The organism is Streptococcus sanguinis (genome assembly GCF_050225395.1).
Lineage (GTDB): Bacteria > Bacillota > Bacilli > Lactobacillales > Streptococcaceae > Streptococcus.
On sequence record NZ_CP071431.1, the window covers coordinates 43634 to 61512 of the forward strand.

21 protein-coding genes and 1 pseudogene are annotated in these 17879 nt (G+C 43.5%); 19 read left to right on the forward strand and 3 right to left on the reverse strand.

The window, feature by feature from the left end; translation table 11 throughout:
• The first annotated feature begins 267 nt into the window (after window positions 1–267).
• From purD to purB, 12 genes and pseudogenes are all read left to right on the forward strand, one after another.
• Complete coding sequence (purD, locus tag J1C81_RS00285) at window positions 268–1530, forward strand: phosphoribosylamine--glycine ligase (protein WP_002916797.1); 1263 nt, start codon at window positions 268–270, stop codon at window positions 1528–1530.
• A gap of 283 nt (window positions 1531–1813) precedes the next feature.
• On the forward strand, window positions 1814–2302 hold the full coding sequence (purE, locus tag J1C81_RS00290) for a 5-(carboxyamino)imidazole ribonucleotide mutase (RefSeq protein ID WP_002916795.1): 489 nt from the start codon (window positions 1814–1816) through the stop codon (window positions 2300–2302).
• The gene (gene purK / locus J1C81_RS00295; RefSeq protein ID WP_002916793.1) at window positions 2289–3380 is read left to right on the forward strand and encodes a 5-(carboxyamino)imidazole ribonucleotide synthase; all 1092 of its coding nucleotides are present in this window, start codon (window positions 2289–2291) and stop codon (window positions 3378–3380) included. Before purE ends, purK begins: the two co-directional genes overlap by 14 nt.
• Window positions 3381–3407: 27 nt before the next feature.
• Entirely contained in the window at window positions 3408–4043 is a 636-nt protein-coding gene (locus tag J1C81_RS00300) for a YdcF family protein (RefSeq protein WP_002916792.1), read from the forward strand.
• 74 nt (window positions 4044–4117) lie between these two features.
• The gene (locus J1C81_RS00305; protein ID WP_002916790.1) at window positions 4118–4285 is read left to right on the forward strand and encodes a hypothetical protein; all 168 of its coding nucleotides are present in this window, start codon (window positions 4118–4120) and stop codon (window positions 4283–4285) included.
• A 3-nt stretch (window positions 4286–4288) separates the two neighbouring features.
• Window positions 4289–4981 (forward strand): aspartate/glutamate racemase family protein, encoded by a 693-nt coding sequence (locus J1C81_RS00310; protein ID WP_002916788.1) that lies wholly within the window; start codon window positions 4289–4291, stop codon window positions 4979–4981.
• A 98-nt stretch (window positions 4982–5079) separates the two neighbouring features.
• Window positions 5080–5346: a hypothetical protein gene (locus J1C81_RS00315; RefSeq protein WP_032909986.1), complete on the forward strand. Its 267-nt coding sequence runs from the start codon at window positions 5080–5082 to the stop codon at window positions 5344–5346.
• Between the two features lie 19 nt (window positions 5347–5365).
• A pseudogene (locus J1C81_RS00320) lies at window positions 5366–5609 on the forward strand (phosphoribosylaminoimidazole carboxylase).
• Window positions 5610–5677: 68 nt separating this feature from the next.
• The gene (locus J1C81_RS00325) at window positions 5678–6334 is read left to right on the forward strand and encodes a hypothetical protein (protein ID WP_002916783.1); all 657 of its coding nucleotides are present in this window, start codon (window positions 5678–5680) and stop codon (window positions 6332–6334) included.
• 58 nt (window positions 6335–6392) lie between these two features.
• Window positions 6393–7187, forward strand: coding sequence for a phosphoribosyltransferase (locus J1C81_RS00330; protein ID WP_002916781.1), 795 nt, complete (start codon window positions 6393–6395; stop codon window positions 7185–7187).
• A gap of 15 nt (window positions 7188–7202) precedes the next feature.
• Window positions 7203–7841, forward strand: coding sequence for a hypothetical protein (locus tag J1C81_RS00335; protein WP_002916779.1), 639 nt, complete (start codon window positions 7203–7205; stop codon window positions 7839–7841).
• Window positions 7842–8014: 173 nt separating this feature from the next.
• Window positions 8015–9310 (forward strand): adenylosuccinate lyase, encoded by a 1296-nt coding sequence (gene purB / locus J1C81_RS00340; protein WP_002907678.1) that lies wholly within the window; start codon window positions 8015–8017, stop codon window positions 9308–9310.
• Between the two features lie 44 nt (window positions 9311–9354).
• Here purB and J1C81_RS00345 read toward each other — a convergent pair whose 3' ends face one another.
• Both J1C81_RS00345 and J1C81_RS00350 read right to left on the reverse strand, forming a co-directional pair.
• Window positions 9355–9921, reverse strand: coding sequence for an NAD(P)H-dependent oxidoreductase (locus tag J1C81_RS00345; protein ID WP_002916775.1), 567 nt, complete (start codon window positions 9919–9921; stop codon window positions 9355–9357).
• Window positions 9918–10514, reverse strand: coding sequence for a TetR/AcrR family transcriptional regulator (locus tag J1C81_RS00350; RefSeq protein ID WP_002916774.1), 597 nt, complete (start codon window positions 10512–10514; stop codon window positions 9918–9920). The genes J1C81_RS00345 and J1C81_RS00350 overlap by 4 nt, the downstream gene beginning before the upstream one ends.
• Window positions 10515–10731: 217 nt before the next feature.
• Between J1C81_RS00350 and dhaK the strand changes: the two genes are divergently transcribed.
• The 3 genes from dhaK to dhaM are packed head-to-tail and all read left to right on the forward strand — an operon-like array spanning window position 10732 to window position 12684.
• A complete protein-coding gene (dhaK, locus tag J1C81_RS00355; RefSeq protein WP_002916773.1) occupies window positions 10732–11721 on the forward strand; it encodes a dihydroxyacetone kinase subunit DhaK in 990 nt (329 codons plus the stop codon).
• A 10-nt stretch (window positions 11722–11731) separates the two neighbouring features.
• Window positions 11732–12310 carry a dihydroxyacetone kinase subunit DhaL gene (gene dhaL / locus J1C81_RS00360; RefSeq protein WP_002916772.1) on the forward strand — a complete coding sequence of 193 codons (579 nt, stop codon included), beginning with the start codon at window positions 11732–11734 and terminating at the stop codon, window positions 12308–12310.
• The gene (gene dhaM / locus J1C81_RS00365) at window positions 12310–12684 is read left to right on the forward strand and encodes a dihydroxyacetone kinase phosphoryl donor subunit DhaM (RefSeq protein ID WP_002898815.1); all 375 of its coding nucleotides are present in this window, start codon (window positions 12310–12312) and stop codon (window positions 12682–12684) included. The genes dhaL and dhaM overlap by 1 nt, the downstream gene beginning before the upstream one ends.
• A 327-nt stretch (window positions 12685–13011) precedes the next feature.
• On the opposite strand, the gene J1C81_RS00370 is transcribed toward dhaM, so the two are convergent.
• The gene (locus tag J1C81_RS00370; protein ID WP_002914224.1) at window positions 13012–13728 is read right to left on the reverse strand and encodes a GntR family transcriptional regulator; all 717 of its coding nucleotides are present in this window, start codon (window positions 13726–13728) and stop codon (window positions 13012–13014) included.
• A 106-nt stretch (window positions 13729–13834) separates the two neighbouring features.
• Here J1C81_RS00370 and J1C81_RS00375 point away from each other — a divergent pair, with 106 nt between their 5' ends.
• Genes J1C81_RS00375 through J1C81_RS00390 form a run of 4 tightly spaced genes read left to right on the forward strand, consistent with a single transcriptional unit; the run spans window position 13835 to window position 17870 of the window.
• A complete protein-coding gene (locus tag J1C81_RS00375) occupies window positions 13835–15655 on the forward strand; it encodes a glycoside hydrolase family 35 protein (RefSeq protein ID WP_002916771.1) in 1821 nt (606 codons plus the stop codon).
• Window positions 15652–16128: a PTS system mannose/fructose/N-acetylgalactosamine-transporter subunit IIB gene (locus J1C81_RS00380; protein WP_002898809.1), complete on the forward strand. Its 477-nt coding sequence runs from the start codon at window positions 15652–15654 to the stop codon at window positions 16126–16128. Before J1C81_RS00375 ends, J1C81_RS00380 begins: the two co-directional genes overlap by 4 nt.
• A gap of 25 nt (window positions 16129–16153) precedes the next feature.
• Window positions 16154–17059 (forward strand): PTS mannose/fructose/sorbose/N-acetylgalactosamine transporter subunit IIC, encoded by a 906-nt coding sequence (locus tag J1C81_RS00385; protein WP_002898808.1) that lies wholly within the window; start codon window positions 16154–16156, stop codon window positions 17057–17059.
• Window positions 17046–17870, forward strand: a complete 825-nt coding sequence (locus J1C81_RS00390) for a PTS system mannose/fructose/sorbose family transporter subunit IID (protein ID WP_002914222.1) — start codon at window positions 17046–17048, stop codon at window positions 17868–17870. Before J1C81_RS00385 ends, J1C81_RS00390 begins: the two co-directional genes overlap by 14 nt.
• Window positions 17871–17879 lie beyond the last annotated feature (9 nt).

Here is a 17879-nt window from a genome sequence, read left to right on the forward strand (position 1 = left end):
CTTATTTGAAAATGATAGTAAATTTGAAAAGCCCTGAATATTTTCTGTCTAAAATAGGCATAATCTACTCAAAAAGGAGAAGGCTAAAAACAACAATAATTACGTCAATCATATAGAAGATATATCCTTTTTCTCATTAGAATGGAATAAAACGAACGTTTGTGATATAATTTAGATAAATGATTCGTAAAAAATGCAATATTTTTACGTGATGTGTTAGCTTGGTGCGTAAGCGCCTGTGATATTGGATATTGAGGTATCTTGGCTATGAAGCTTTTAGTTGTTGGTTCAGGCGGTCGTGAGCATGCGATTGCTAAGAAGTTATTGGAGTCTCAGGGTGTGGAGCAGGTGTTTGTCGCTCCTGGAAATGATGGCATGACCTTGGATGGGTTGGATTTGGTTAACATTGGAATTTCCGAACATTCCAGACTGATCAAATTTGCCAAGGAGAATGATATTGCTTGGTCCTTTATCGGTCCGGATGATGCCCTGGCAGCTGGAATTGTGGATGATTTTAACCAAGCTGGACTCAAGGCTTTCGGTCCATCTCGTTTAGCAGCGGAGCTGGAGTGGTCCAAGGATTTTGCCAAGGAAATCATGGTTAAATATGGTGTTCCGACAGCAGCCTATGGCACATTTTCCGATTTTGAGGAAGCCAAGGCCTATATCGAAAAGCAAGGGGCACCTATCGTGGTCAAGGCGGACGGCCTAGCTCTGGGCAAGGGCGTGGTCGTCGCAGAGACAGTAGAGCAGGCAGTCGAAGCAGCTCACGATATGCTCTTGGATAATAAATTTGGCGACAGCGGTGCACGTGTGGTTATCGAGGAGTTTCTGGACGGCGAGGAGTTCTCCCTCTTTGCCTTTGTCAATGGCGATAAGTTTTACATCCTGCCGACGGCTCAGGATCACAAGAGGGCCTACGATGGGGACAAGGGTCCTAACACAGGCGGTATGGGAGCCTATGCGCCAGTTCCTCACCTGCCAAAAAGTGTGGTGGTTCAGTCGGTTGAGACGATTATCAAGCCGGTTCTCAAAGGCATGATAGCTGAGGGGCGTCCTTATCTTGGTGTGCTCTATGCTGGGCTGATTCTGACAGCCGATGGCCCCAAGGTTATCGAGTTCAACTCGCGCTTTGGCGATCCAGAGACTCAGATTATCCTGCCCCGTCTGACGTCTGATTTTGCGCAGAATATCACGGACATCTTGGACAAGAAAGAGCCTACTATCACTTGGCTGGATGAGGGCGTGACACTTGGAGTGGTTGTCGCCTCAGAGGGCTACCCGCTGGACTATGAGAAAGGCCTGCCTCTGCCAGAGAAGACAGACGGCGACATTATCACCTACTATGCAGGGGCGAAGTTTGCGGAAAATAGCAGAGCACTGCTGTCAAATGGCGGCCGAGTGTACATGCTGGTTACCACAGCAGATACCGTCTCAGCCGCGCAGGAAAAAATCTACGACCAACTAAAAAAACAAGACACAACAGGTCTCTTTTACCGAACGGATATCGGGAGTAAGGCAGTTAAATAAAAATCTTCTAAAATCTACGATTGACTGTGTTAAAGCCCCTTGAAGAACTTCAGTTCGAACTTTGTTGCTTTGACCGGTCATTCTGAGAATTTATTCTAGCGCTAGCTTAGGCGACGTAGTCGCCAAATATGATAATGGTCGCTGTGGTGAAAAGACTAGAACAGTGTATGTTCTGGTCTAGGGAAAATTTGAGACTTCGGGCTCAAATTTTAGGAATGAACCCGAAGGTTTGCTTCCGACCCACCACCTAAGACCATTATCAAAAAGAAAAAGGATATTAACAATGAAACCAATTATTTCCATCATCATGGGCTCAAAATCCGACTGGTCTACCATGCAAAAAACAGCTGAAGTTTTAGACCGCTTCGGTGTTGCTTACGAAAAGAAAGTCGTCTCTGCTCACCGCACGCCTGACCTCATGTTTCAGCATGCAGAAGAAGCTCGTAGTCGTGGCATCAAGGTCATCATCGCAGGTGCTGGTGGTGCAGCCCATTTGCCAGGAATGGTAGCTGCTAAGACCACTCTGCCTGTCATTGGTGTGCCCGTCAAATCACGCGCTCTCAGTGGTCTGGACTCGCTTTATTCAATTGTGCAGATGCCAGGCGGTGTGCCTGTGTCAACTATGGCCATTGGTGAAGCTGGAGCGACCAACGCTGCCCTGACTGCCCTGCGAATCTTGGCCATTGAAGACCAAGACCTAGCAGTAGCGCTAGCGGATTTTGCAGAGGAACAAGGAAAAATCGCTGAGGAGTCAAGCAATGAGCTCATCTAAAACAATCGGAATTATCGGTGGTGGTCAGTTGGGGCAGATGATGGCCATTTCTGCTATCTACATGGGGCACAAGGCCATCGCGCTTGATCCTGCTGCGGATTGCCCTGCCTCTCGCGTGGCAGAAATCATCGTAGCCCCTTATAATGATGTGGATGCCCTCCGTCAGTTGGCGGAACGTTGCGATGTCCTGACCTATGAGTTTGAAAATGTCGATGCGGACGGTTTGGATGCCGTTATCAAGGATGGTCAGCTCCCTCAAGGAACGGACCTGCTCCGCATTTCTCAAAATCGGATCTTTGAAAAGGACTTTCTCTCAAACAAGGCCCAAGTCACCGTGGCACCCTACAAGGTCGTGACTTCTAGCCAAGACTTGGCAGATATTGACCTGTTGAAAAACTATGTCCTCAAGACTGCGACAGGCGGCTACGATGGACATGGGCAAAAGGTCATTCGCTCGGTAGCAGACTTGGAAGAAGCCTATGCGCTAGCTGACTCAGCAGACTGCGTTTTGGAAGAATTCGTCAACTTTGACCTTGAAATTTCTGTCATTGTATCAGGAAATGGCAAGGATGTGACAGTTTTCCCAGTTCAGGAAAATATCCACCGCAACAACATCCTGTCTAAAACCATTGTGCCAGCTCGCATTTCGGATAGTCTAGCAGAAAAAGCAAAAACCATGGCGGTGCGAATCGCAGAACAGCTCAACCTGTCTGGAACCCTTTGTGTGGAAATGTTTGCGACGGCTGACGACATCGTCGTCAATGAGATTGCCCCACGGCCACACAACTCTGGGCACTATTCTATCGAAGCTTGCGACTTCTCGCAGTTTGACACCCATATTCTGGGTGTTCTCGGAGCACCATTGCCAGCTATCCACCTGCTTGCGCCAGCCGTCATGCTCAACGTACTCGGCCAACATGTCGAGGCTGCTGAAAAATATGTCACAGAAAATCCAAGCGCCCACCTCCACCTGTATGGTAAAATAGAAGCGAAACACAACCGCAAAATGGGACATGTGACTTTGTTTAGTAGTGAACCAGACGAGGTTGAAGAGTTTGGGAAAGGGATTGATTTTTAAGAAAATTCTGCGGAGAAAATGTTATAGATGAAACCAATTATCCCGAAAAGTCCAGAAGTTCCGAAAGAGTTCTCTGATAAAGAAATTTCCTTTTTGACTAAGAGTGTTTTTGGGGAAATAATCGAACCTCAGCCGTGTGACGTTTTATTTGTTTTCAGTGGGACTCACCCAGGCCACTGGGAAAAAGCTATTGAGGCTTATCAAAAAGGCTATGTAAGACGAATCATTGTGACTGGCGGCCGAAGTTTGACGGGAACGCCTCATCCGGATTGGAATGGATATACAGAGGCAGAGGTTATTATTCAGCATCTGCTGGCTGCGGGCATTCCTGAAGAAGCGATTAAATCTGAAAACTCATCTAGCAATACTTTAGAAAACGTACTGTTTGCCAAAGAAATTTTTGATTTTAACACTGTTGAGACCGTTATGTTCATTTGCAAAAGCCACGCGACTGGTAGGCGATGGCGGACTTTGGCTCAGCACTTACCGAAGCATCTTCGCTATATCCCTTATACCTTCAATGCCTTTTACAAGGATGTTGAGATTGGTCGGGATAGCTGGATGAATACAGAAATTGGCAAGTCCAGAGTTTGGGGAGAATATCTGCGGCTTCTTCATTATGGAGAAAAGGGAGATATTTTAAAGTTAGATGTTGAATTGTGATATAGGAGGTTTCTATGATTCAAATCATCGTTAATGCTTTTTTGGAAGAAGGCAAATAAACTGCCGTTGTAGAAGTGCTTTTTGCCAGCGCTGACCATGAAAAAGTAAAAGCCAAATATCAGGAATTAAAGATTCAATATCCAGACAATTATCTGGCTATCTATGATTTGCCATTGGATACAGATCTGAGTAGCTTGCCGCACTATCCGTCGGTGGCGATAAGCAAGGAGGAGTTTGATTAGCCTATGAAAACTATCGGTCTGATTGGTGGCATGAGTTGGGAAAGCACCACATCTTACTACCAAATTATTAATGAAACCATCAAAAAAGAGCTGGGTGGCCTGCATTCTGCTAAGATTCTACTTTATAGTGTTGATTTTGCAGAGATTGAGCATTATCAGGCAGTCGGAGACTGGGAGAAAAGCGGTCAACTTTTGGCAGATGTTGCTAAGCGCTTGGAGCAAGCGGGTGCGGATTTCATCGTTATTTGCACCAACACCATGCACAAGGTTGCTCCGCAGATACAAGAGCAGATTGCAATTCCAATCTTGCATATTGCGCAGGCAACTGCGCAGGCCTTGTTGGCTGATGGTATTCAAAAAGTTGGTCTCCTAGGGACTAAGTACACCATGACCCAAGATTTTTACAAGGAGAAATTAATAGAGTCTGGGTTAGAAGTGCTGATTCCAGACCAAGCTGGTATTACAGAGGTCAATCGGATCATTTATGACGAACTCTGTCTAGGAGATATCAAAGAAAGCTCAAAGCAGACTTATCTTGCCGTTATAGATGATTTGAAAAAAGCAGGCGCTGAAGCTGTTATCTTGGGTTGTACCGAGATTGGTCTTCTCGTCAAGCAATCCGAAACTGACCTGCCACTCTACGACACAACAGTGATCCACGCAGAGAAAGCGGCGGAGTGGGCGGTAAATAAGTGACCATAGAAGACAAGTGCAACTGCAAGCTAGGCATGTAACTTTGTTTAGTGGTGTGCCAAATAGTGCGGTTGAGTTTGGGGAAGGGATTGATTTTTAAAATGATGGAAGAATTCGATGATGTATTTGAAGATGATATTACTACTCTAACATTTACTTATGCGGATGATGTAGTCATTCCAGAAATTCCGGATGCAGAAGGCATTCATATTCTAGAGATAACAAATAATCAGCTAGTTATAGAGCATACGCGCGATGATGATGAGGTCTATGAATATATAGAGAGTTGTGGATTAACAAGTCGCCCCATAAAACTTTCGATTGAATTTTGTGTTTACGACGATTCTGAGGAAGAAGAAAATTTTTAGAATTTAATGGAGAAAATCTATGATTCAAATCATCATTAATGCTTTTGTGGAAGAAGGCAAAGAAACTGCTGTTGTGGGAAGTGCTCTTTGCCAGTGCCGACCATGAAAAAGTAAAAGCCAAATATCAGGAATTAAAGATTCAATATCCAGACAATTATATGGCTATATATGATTTACCATTGGATACAGATCTAAGTAGCTTGCCACACTATCCGTTTGTGGCGATAAGCAAGGAGGGAGTTTTAAATATAATAGTAAAATAAGAGTATAAAATCTGTTATTGTTAAGGTTGTATAATTTAAAATAAATAAAAAGAAAGAATGTCAGTGTTATGTCAGAGACAATAATTATTACAGTGATATCATCAAGTATATCTGTTATTAGTACGTTATTAGGTGCTTTTGTCACTCAAGCTTTTAATATAAGGAATGAAAATCTTAAAGAGAAGAAGGCAAGACAAAAAGAAAATTTAGAGATAAAACGAGAAAATTTATATTCAATTTACAAAAAATTAATCCAAGTGATTAGTTTATTTCCAAGGCAAACACCATTAGATGTGTTACGTTATATGGAATATTCTCCTAATTACTATTCTGAGAATTTTGATATAATCAATAATATCCTTGATATTCAAATCGAAGATTACAAAAAACGTCTAAGCAATCCAAAATTAGACTATAAACTGGAAGCAGAATATGAGATAGAGATTCATAACAGAGAATATTATAAAAAAGAAATAATCTATATTCGTGATTCATATTTTAAAGCAAAAAACGAATATGAAAAATTTATAAGAAATGAGAAAATAGATTTTGAGTTGTATGCAGGAGATGAAGTTAAAAATAAACTAGTTATTTTCGAAGTCCTTGTACATAATGCTTTTGTAGCTGGTAGACATTTAGAAAATGAAAACGGGGATACAAATCAGTTGGATAAGGTGCGTTGGCAGTTAATAAATAGTATTAGAAATGATCTTGGAATACAATAAAAGATGATATTCAAAAAATAATATAGCGAGTTTTATATGAGATGAAAAGGATTTTAGAATGGTTATTGACTTACTGGAAGAAGTTCCACAAGCGAATCAAGCATTAGCGTTAGATTGGTATAAAAACAATGGATACAGTGATATTGGTAAAGCAGTTTTTGACATAAAATACAGTTACATACTAAACCAAAGTTTGACAGTTCTGCAATTGGATAGAGCTTTAGATTTTTTAGTGAATAGTTTATTAGAATTTACCTATGATATGGATTTAATTTTGCCCGTACCTAGTTTCAATCCTAACCATAAAAAGAATACTGGAGGAGATCTAAAAATCATGTATATGGTTGCTGAGAGATTAGGTGCAATTAGTGGAAGAAAGTTTGATTTTACTGTGCTTGAAAAGACTTCATCAAATCAAGCTAAAGACTCACTGCTTAATGAAAGTGATTATATTTCCAAAAAACTCCCCCCACAAATAAAGAAGGTGTTATTGATTGATGATTTGTTTGGTGAGGGTAACACGGCGAAGAATACTATATCGGTTTTAAAGCGAGCAAATCCAAATATTTTTGTTAGATTTATTAGTCTTACAAAAAATAAGTATGGTGGTATTCATAAATTCTATGACTGTAGAATTTCAAAATATGATGCTTATCATATTAGCGATAATGGAGATGCATCAATAGACCTATATTTTTATAAGAATGATAAAGCTGAGCGTGTTAAAATTTGGAGTAATCATAACTTATTTCAAGAAATTAAAGACACTTATGATAAAAAAGGTTTTAATAAAGTTTTTGAATTTTCGATTTATAAAAAACAAAATGGATATTGGCAAATTGATGATATCTGATGTGAGGAGCTTTGTATGAAGAAAATGTTTATAAGCGGGAGTATTTCAAGCAAAGAAATACCCCAAGAAGTTATTAAGTCAGTTGATGATAGTCGTAGAAGAAATTATACAATCTTAATTGGAGATGCTGGGGGAATTGATAAAAATATACAGGATATGCTTAAAGCGGACAATTATAAGAATGTAGAAGTCTATCATGTAGGTCCTAGTCCTAGAAATTTTTCGGATAAAGGATGGATTGATAAGCGTATTCCTGTAGATATCGAAAATGAAAGATTATTTAAAAATGGGAAATATACTAGGGAAGCTCAAATGATAAAGGATAAAGCTATGTCTGATGATGCTGATTTTGGCTTAGTCATTTGGAAAGACACTAGTAAAAATAGATTTGGAAATATTTCTGTAAGTAAAGGTTCATTAAATAATATCTATAATCTACTTGTGCAGAATAAGTATGTTGGACTATTCTATATTCCCAATCCAGAAAAAGGAATAATGAAATTTAAGAATATAGCCGAATTCGAAGAACAAGTTATTGAAAAGTTAGTTCAGAAAGAAACAAAAGATTATTACTATAAAATGAAAAAAAATTCTAATATGACACGTTCCGAACATAGTATTAGCAATAATAAACAACTTTCCTTATTTGGCTGATGAGATTCTTTTCAAAAGAAAATAATTAGAATAGAAAGGAGAAGAGGGAGGGTTCAAGCATTTGAACTCGGGCTAAAAGCGTCGGAAAAAAGATAGACTTCCTAGTGTGTAGGCACACAGCGTCAGTCTCCTATTTTTCTTTCGCTTTCTAGACGCCCTCTGTATCATAAACAATGATCAACCGTTACTCTCGCCCCGAGATGGCGAACATTTGGACTGAGGAAAATAAGTACAAGGCTTGGCTGGAGGTAGAGATTCTGGCTGATGAGGCCTGGGCTGAGCTGGGTGAGATTCCCAAGGAAGATGTGGCCTTGATTCGTGAGAAAGCGGGCTTTGATATTGACCGCATTTTGGAGATTGAGCAGGAGACGCGCCACGATGTGGTGGCTTTCACGCGGGCGGTTTCTGAGACGCTGGGCGAGGAGCGCAAGTGGGTGCACTATGGCCTGACCTCGACCGACGTGGTGGATACGGCCTACGGCTACCTCTACAAGCAGGCCAATGACATCATCCGTGAGGATCTGCGTCGCTTCACTGACATCATTGCGGAGCGGGCGCGGGAGCACAAGTTCACCATCATGATGGGACGGACTCACGGGGTGCATGCGGAGCCTACGACTTTCGGCCTTAAGCTCGCGACTTGGTACAGCGAAATGAAGCGCAATATTGAACGTTTCGAGATTGCGGCGGCGGGTGTGGAAGCTGGGAAAATTTCTGGTGCGGTTGGGAACTTTGCCAACATTCCGCCATTTGTGGAAAGTTATGTCTGTGAGAAATTAGGTATCCGTCCGCAGGAAATTTCGACTCAAGTATTGCCACGTGATCTCCATGCTGAATACTTCTCTGCTTTGGCCTTGATTGCGACATCTATAGAGCGCATGGCGACCGAGATTCGTGGTCTGCAAAAGTCTGAGCAGCGTGAGGTGGAAGAATTCTTTGCCAAGGGGCAAAAAGGATCTTCAGCTATGCCTCACAAGCGCAATCCAATCGGATCTGAAAATATGACTGGTCTGGCGCGGGTCATTCGCGGTCACATGGTGACAGCCTTTGAGAATGTCTCTCTCTGGCATGAGCGCGACATTTCCCACTCATCAGCTGAGCGGATTATCGCACCGGACACGACCATTCTTATCGACTATATGCTCAACCGCTTTGGCAATATCGTCAAGAACTTGACTGTCTTCCCAGAAAATATGAAGCGCAACATGAACTCAACCTTTGGTCTTATCTTCAGCCAGCGGGCTATGTTGACCTTGATTGAAAAAGGCATGACGCGGGAGCAGGCTTATGACTTGGTGCAGCCAAAGACCGCCCAGTCCTGGGACAATCAAGTAGACTTCAAGCCTCTGCTCGAAGCAGATCCAGAAGTCACTTCCCGTCTGACTCAGGAAGAGATTGATGAAATCTTCAACCCAGTTTACTACACCAAGCGCGTGGATGAAATCTTCAAGCGCGTGGGCTTAGATTGAACATAAAAGCAGGAACTTCCTAAGAAGCGCCTGCTTTCTTTATCTTAAATTTGACTGGCCAGCTGCCCAATTTTCCTGAGCATTTCTTGGCGTTGTTGGTCTGTTTTGCGTTCTACTCCGTTGAGCTCTGTCAGTTTGACGGGAGAAATACCACAAAGTTTCAGGACTTGATTTTTAAGTACCTTGCCGTAGTCTTGGACAAAAGGCAGGGCAAAACCTGGTGTATTATGGCTGACGATAATCCAGGCAGACTTGCCTTGGAGGTGACCTTGCATGCCGATTTTCTTATAAGAGTAGGCAAAGTCAGCCGCAAAGACGCGGTCGATAAAGCCTTTGAGAATGGCCGGCATACCGCTCCACCAGATAGGAAAAATGAAAATCAGGTGGTCTGCCCAAGTAATCAAATCCCGGTATTTAGCCATTTCGGGGTCTTTGTGCAGGTCACGGCGTCTATGTTCTTGGTCAAAGCGCAAAATCGGGTCAAAATTTTCAGCATACAAGTCCAAGGTTTTCACTTCGTGCTTTTTAGAAAGATTACTTTGAACTTCTTTGAGAATAGCAGCATTGAAGCCAGTTGGACTGGGGTGGGTGTAAATAATCAAGGTTTTCATGATCGTTCTCCTTTGATATAAATGTCAAGCATGTGCTCGATTGTGCTTTGGATGGCTTGAGGATCAAGGTCTTGTCCGATAGGACTGTTGGTCAGAACGGCTAGGCCTGTGATAAAGCTCCAAAAGTGAAAAAGGCTTTCCGCTTCGCTATTGCTAAAATTTTCCTCCTTGCGAAGCTTTAAAACGAGCTCCTTAAATTTATCAAATCCAGGCAGGTCAGACTCCAAGAGAATGGTGTCCTGAGTCACCTTCATATATTTAAAAGGAAATTTGATAAAGAGAGCTTCGAAAAAATGAGGGTAGGTCTTGGCAAAAATAATGAAATTAAGTCCAAGCCGGGTCAGCTGATCACGCGCAGAACCTGTCGCATCAATATTTTCATTGATTTCCTGATTGAGAAACAGCGAAAGCTGGGTCAAAACTACCTTGAGGTAGCCTTCCTTGCTCTCAAAATGGCGGTAGGGGCTGCCGTGAGTTACACCGCAGGCCTTGGCAACAGTCCTGAGCGAAAGCTGTTCAATTCCGTGTTTTCCGATTTCGTCAATCCCTGTTTGGATGAGTTGTTCTTTCAGCTGGGCAGTATTGCGTTTCATTCATTTTCTCCTAAAGTATACACTGTCTACTTATCTATCTTTAGTATACACTGTCTACTTTTTCTTGTCAACTAATTTGATGCTTTCTTCTAGTCTAAGATGTGGCAGAATTTGCTTTCGGTAAGATAAAATGTTAAAATAATATCAAAATGATAGCGCTTTCTTTTTAGGGCAAATTGTTCAATTGTAAAGAAACGCTGAGAAACGGAGGACACCTATGAAGAAAATTATCAATAATCCAACAGCGGTTGTGGACGAGATGCTGGACGGCTTGGCCTATATTCACAGCGATTTGGTTTATCGGGTGGAGGGCTTCGATATCATTGCCCGCAAGAGTGAGAAGACAGGCAAGGTTGGCTTGATTTCTGGCGGTGGCAGTGGTCATGAGCCTTCCCACGCGGGCTTTGTTGGGGAGGGCATGCTGTCGGCTGCTATTTGCGGAGCAGTCTTTACTTCGCCAACACCAGACCAGGTCTTGCAGGCTATCAAGGAAGCAGATGAGGGAGCAGGGGTCTTCATGGTTATCAAGAATTACTCCGGTGACATCATGAACTTTGAAATGGCTCAGGAAATGGCTGAGATGGAAGGGATTGAGGTGGCTAGTGTCGTCGTAGATGATGATATCGCAGTGGAAGACAGCCTCTATACCCAAGGTCGCCGCGGAGTGGCTGGCACCATTCTTGTCCATAAGATTCTAGGGAATGCGGCGCGTGCAGGCAAATCTCTGACTGAAATCAAGGCTTTGGCCGATGAGCTGGTCAAAAATATTCACACGGTTGGCTTGGCTCTGAGCGGTGCAACCGTACCGGAAGTCGGCAAGCCTGGTTTTGTTTTGGCTGATGATGAAATAGAGTTCGGCATTGGTATCCATGGTGAGCCAGGCTATCGCAAGGAAAAGATGCAGCCGTCTAAGGACTTAGCCAAAGAATTGGTCGAAAAGCTCAGTCAGTCTGTTGAGCTCAAATCTGGTAAGAAAATTGGTATCCTCATCAATGGTATGGGTGCAACACCGCTCATGGAGCAGTATGTCTTTGCGGCCGATGTAGCAAATCTCCTGGCAGATGCTGGAGTCGAAGTTGTCTATAAAAAGCTGGGTAATTACATGACTTCCATTGATATGGCGGGGATTTCTCTGACCTTTATCCAGCTGGATCAGCCAGACTGGCTGACAGCTCTCAACAGTCCTGTCACAACAGCCGCTTGGTAAGGAGGTGCTTATGGACGCAGCAAGAGCAAAAAAATGGATGCAGTTGTTCAACGAGAAGATCCAGGACCAGAAAGCCTATCTGTCTGACCTTGATACCCCCATCGGTGATGGAGATCATGGTGGCAATATGGCCAGGGGAATGGCGGCAGCAGTAGAGAGTCTAGCTGCTAGGGACTTTGCCAGTGCGGCTGAGGTTTTTCAGGCTGTTTCTATGCAGCTGATTAGCAAGGTCGGCGGTGCTTCCGGACCTCTCTATGGCTCGGCCTTCATGGGCATGGCCAAGGCTGAAAAAGACGGTAAAGACTTGTCAGAAGTTATCCAAGCTGGGCTGGACATGATTCAGAAGCGGGGCAAGGCCGTGCCTGGTGAGAAGACCATGGTGGATGTCTGGTCTGGGATTCCTGTTTCTCTGCAGTCCGGAGACTTGACGCGTGAAAAGATTGGTTCCCTAGTGGAAGCGACCAAGGATTTGAAAGCGACCAAGGGGCGGGCTTCCTATGTCGGTGAGCGCTCAATCGGCCATATTGATCCCGGTTCGGCTTCATCTGGTCTCCTCTTTGAGGCTCTTCTAGAAACGGAGGCAGGCTGATGGCAGATACTGGCATTCTTATCGTTTCTCATTCCAAAAACCTGGCCCAAGGCTTGTTTGATCTCATTTCGCAGGTGGCGGCAGATGTGGCCATCAGCTATGTGGGCGGGTTGGACGACGGCAGCATTGGTACCAGCTTTGAAGGTATTCAGGCAGCTTTAGATGCCAATGACAAGGACACTATTTTGGCCTTTTTCGATCTGGGCTCAGCTCGGATGAATCTGGAAATGGTCGCAGACTTTTCTGACAAGGAAATCATCATCAACAATGTTCCCTTGGTAGAGGGAGCCTATACGGCTGCTGCCCTTCTTCAGGCTGGGGCAGACTTACCTAATGTTTTGCTTCAGGTCCGTGAATTAGAAATAAAGAAATAGCCGTTTTTCTAAAGACTTAATAAACAACTTTATTTGCAAAATAAGGAACATTTTATATCGAAAAGTTGGGATTCAATCTCAGCTTTTTTGCTTTATCGCTGTACCAATTTTCAGGGGAACAGCCAGTATTTCTTATTTTTTCTTCTTTAAATTGATTAAAAATAGGACAAATTCATAGTCTGTGCTTAATTTTTGACACTATTCGCTTTTTAATGAACAAAAGTTCTTAGAATGGATTGCAAATTGGTATAGATAGACTTATAATAGATATAAGTACACAAGATGAAACAAAAAACGACAGCCGATTAGAAGCCATCGTTTTCAATCTTAGTGGTCCCGATTGCAGGAAATGAACTTGATCTTGAAGAAATCACCGCGTTTGTAAGTTTCGCTGTACTCTAAGATCTGTCCAGTGCTTTCCAGCTGGGTAATCTTCACCTGATGAACGGTCGGGAAGTTGGTATCAACTTCCAGTACTTTCGCAACATCTTTTGGTGTCGGAAAGACAATTTCATTGGTCTCTTCAAAATGTTCATCATTCATGTGAATGTGGTAGTCAGTTTTGAAGCGGTTGTAGATAGAGCTGTAGTAGTCCATATCTGGATAGTTAGGATTGATATACTGCTCAGGGATATAGGTTTGGTGATAGATATAGATTTTATCGCCAGTCCGTCTGATCCGGTCAATCTTATAGTAGAACTGCGTTGGTGCTAGTTCTAGCTTATCCAAGATTTTCAGGTCATTCCCACGCTTGATGGAGAGAACAGTCACCTTATCTTTTTGGATAGGGAAGGTCTCAACGTCAGAAAATTCCACCAGCTTGTGCTTTCTTGCACGTGAAACGAAGGTTCCCTTGCCTTGTTGGCGGATGATGTAACCATCGTTGGCCAGTTCATTCAAAGCGCGGACAACGGTAATGGAGCTGACATTGAACATCTGAATCAGCTCAGCCTCTGTGTAAAACTTATCGCCATTTTCAAATTTGCCAGAAATGATTTGCTGCTTGAGCTCATCTTTGATTTGTTGGTATTTTGGAATAGCCATTTTGTTCACCTCTCTTTTTTTACTTATCTTACTTAAGATTTTAACATATTTTTAAAAAAAATGTTGACATTTATGCAAAAATTTATTATATTAATATTAATAAGAGATGAAAGCGGTTTTAAACCGAAGGGAACATCAGATGGCAAGATTCAAAATTGGTCATTCCTTCTGTTTGGATGATCGGGAGTTTAAGATTTTATCGGGAGCCATTCACTATTTTCGGGTACAGCCTGAGGACTGGTATCATTCCCTTTATAATCTCAAAGCTCTGGGCTTTAATACAGTGGAAACCTATCTTCCCTGGAATATGCACGAACCCCAAAAAGGTGTCTTTAACTTCCAAGGGATTTTAGATATTGAGGCATTTTTACAGACAGCTCAGGATTTGGGACTTTATGCCATTATCCGCCCTTCGCCTTTTATCTGCGCGGAGTGGGAGTTCGGTGGTCTGCCGGCCTGGCTGCTCAATGAAAATATGCGCATCCGCTCATCAGATGAGGCCTTTCTGCAGGCCGTGGCCAGCTATTATGACGAGCTGCTGCCGCGACTGACTCCAAGGCTTCTGGACAATGGGGGCAATATCCTCATGATGCAGGTGGAAAATGAGTACGGTTCTTATGGAGAAGACAAGGCCTACCTAAGAGCAATCAGACAGCTCATGGAAGAACGAGGTGTAACCTGTCCGCTCTTTACTTCAGACGGACCTTGGCGGGCTACCCTTCAAGCGGGTACATTGATTGATGATGATGTCTTTGTGACAGGAAATTTCGGCTCCAAGGCAGATTATAATTTTGCCCAGATGCAGGAATTCTTTGACGAGCATGGCAAAAAGTGGCCGCTCATGTGTATGGAGTTCTGGGATGGCTGGTTCAATCGCTGGAAAGAGCCTGTCATCAAGCGAGATCCAGACGAGTTGGCTCAAGCAGTTCACGAAGTGCTCCAGCAGGGTTCAATCAATCTCTATATGTTTCATGGTGGTACCAACTTTGGCTTCATGAACGGCTGTTCGGCCAGAGGTGTCATTGACCTGCCACAGGTAACTTCCTATGACTATGATGCTCTACTCGATGAGCGAGGCAATCCGACGGACAAGTACTATACAGTCCAGAGGATGCTGAAAAAGTATTATCCAGAGTATCCGCAGATGGAGCCCTTGGTGAAAGAGTCTTTTGAGCTCAGGAATATTCCGCTCAGTCAGAAAGTCAGTCTCTTTGAAACATTGCCTGATTTGGCAGAGCCTATCGAAAGTCTCTATCCGATGAAGATGGAGGAGCTGGGGCAAAATGTCGGCTACTTGCTCTATCGGACTTGGGCTAGTTGGGATGCTGATCAGGAAAGGCTCCGTGTCATTGATGGCCGCGACCGTATGCAGCTCTATGTGGACGGTCAGCACATAGCAACCCAGTACCAGACAGAAATCGGTCAGGATATCCTGGTGGACGGCCAGAAAAAGGCAGAGCACCAGCTTGACATTCTGATGGAAAATATGGGCCGGGTCAATTATGGGCACAAGCTGCTGGCAGATACCCAGCAGAAAGGCATTCGTACCGGTGTCTGCAAGGACCTGCACTTCCTGCTTGACTGGCAGCATTATCCATTGCCACTGGAACATCCAGAAAAGATTGACTTTTCGAAAGGGTGGCAGAAAAAGCAACCAGCTTTCTACGCTTTTGACTTTAAAATGAAAGCGCTTAAAGATACTTATCTGGATCTGTCCGACTTTGGCAAGGGCGTCGTCTTTGTCAACGGTGTCAGCATTGGCCGCTTCTGGAATGTCGGACCGACCTTATCGCTTTATATCCCGCACAGCTTGCTCAGAGAAGGCGACAATCGCATCATTATCTTTGAGACAGAAGGGGTATACAACGAAATCATTCACTTAGTTAACCAACCTACATTTAAAACAATAAAGGGGGAAAATCTATGACAATAGTAGGTGCACGTATCGATGGACGTTTGATCCATGGACAGGTAGCCAATCTTTGGACTACCAAGCTTAACATTTCACGCATTATGGTGATTGACGATGAGGTAGCTGAAAATGCTATCGAAAAGAGCGGACTCAAGCTCGCAACGCCAGCTGGTGTGAAACTCAGTGTCTTGCCGATTGCTAAGGCGGCAGAAAATATCTTGGCCGGCAAGTATGATTCGCAGCGACTCTTGATTGTTGCTCGCAAGCCAGACCGCTTCCTGCGGTTGGTCGAAGCTGGTGTTCCGCTGGAAACGCTGAACGTCGGCAATATGTCTCAGTCAGACGAAACTCGCTCTATTACTCGCTCTATCAATGTGGTAGATGCAGATGTTGAAGCCTTTCACAAGCTTCATGAAAAAGGAGTAAAACTGACAGCGCAAATGGTTCCCAACGATCCGGTTGAGGACTTCATGAAGTTATTAAAATAAGACAAAATTTTAGGAGGACATTGTTATGATACAATGGTGGCAAATTTTACTACTCACTTTGTACTCAGCTTATCAAATCTGTGATGAGTTGACCATCGTTTCGTCAGCAGGATCCCCTGTATTTGCTGGTTTCATTACTGGCTTGATTATGGGCGATTTGACAACCGGTTTGTTTATCGGTGGTAGCCTGCAATTGTTCGTTCTTGGTGTAGGGACATTTGGTGGGGCTTCTCGTATTGATGCGACATCAGGTGCCGTTTTGGCGACAGCCTTCTCCGTAGCACAAGGCATTAAGCCAGAGTTGGCTATCGCGACAATCGCAGTACCGGTAGCAACTTTGCTAACTTACTTTGATATCTTAGGCCGTATGACAACGACTTATTTCGCACACCGTGTGGATGCAGCAGTTGAACGCTTCGACTATAAAGGTATTGAACGCAACTATCTCTTAGGTGCACTTCCTTGGGCTCTGTCTCGTGCCCTCCCAGTCTTTCTGGCTCTGGCATTTGGTGGAGCATTTGTACAAGCGATAGTAGATGGTGTTGCTGGTGTGAAATGGCTGGCTGCAGGATTGACACTGGCTGGTCGTATGTTACCAGGACTTGGATTTGCTATCTTGCTTCGTTACCTTCCAGTTAAACGTAATCTTCACTACTTAGCTCTTGGTTTTGGCTTGACGGCTATGCTGACTGTGCTTTACTCAAACATTCAAACTTTGGGTGGGGCTGTATCTAGTATTGTTGGAACTCTTCCAAAAGATGCTGCGATCACATTTGCCAACAACTTCAAAGGTTTGTCTATGATTGGTGTAGCTATCTTTGGTATCTTCCTTGCAGTACAGCATTTCAAATACAGCCAAAGAACAGTAGCTGCTGCTCCAGCTGCTAGCACAAAATCAGAAAGTGAGGAAATTGAAGATGACGAACTCTAATTATAAATTAACAAAAGAAGATTTTAAACAAATCAATAAACGCAGCTTGTTCACTTTCCAATTAGGTTGGAACTACGAGCGGATGCAAGGTTCTGGCTATCTCTATATGCTCCTGCCTCAGCTGCGCAAAATGTACGGAGATGGCACTCCAGAATTGCAAGAAATGATGAAATTGCATACGCAATTCTTCAATACATCACCTTTCTTCCACACTATTATTGCAGGTTTTGACCTAGCTATGGAAGAAAAAGACGGTGTTAAATCAAAAGATGCGGTCAACGGTATCAAGACAGGTCTTATGGGACCATTTGCTCCTCTTGGAGACTCTATCTTTGGCTCTCTTGTGCCAGCCATCATGGGATCTATCGCTGCTACCATGGCTATCGCAGGCCAGCCTTGGGGAATTTTCCTTTGGATTGCTGTAGCAGTTGCTTATGACATTTTCCGTTGGAAACAGTTAGAATTCGCCTACAAAGAAGGGGTCAATCTCATCACCAACATGCAAAGCACTTTGACAGCTCTTGTTGAAGCGGCTTCTGTATTGGGTATCTTTATGGTGGGTGGTTTGATTGCTACTATGATCAACTTTGAAGTATCCTGGGTATGGAACATCGGTGAAAAAGCTATTGATTTCCAAGACATGATGAATCTGATTTTCCCACGTTTGATTCCAGCAGTCTTTACAGGCTTTATCTTCTGGCTCTTGGGCAAGAAAGGAATGAACTCTACCAAGGCTATCTTCATTATCATTATCATGGCAGTAAGCTTCTCTGCTATCGGCTACTTCCTGCTGGGACAAGTGCCAGAATAATGGAGTGAT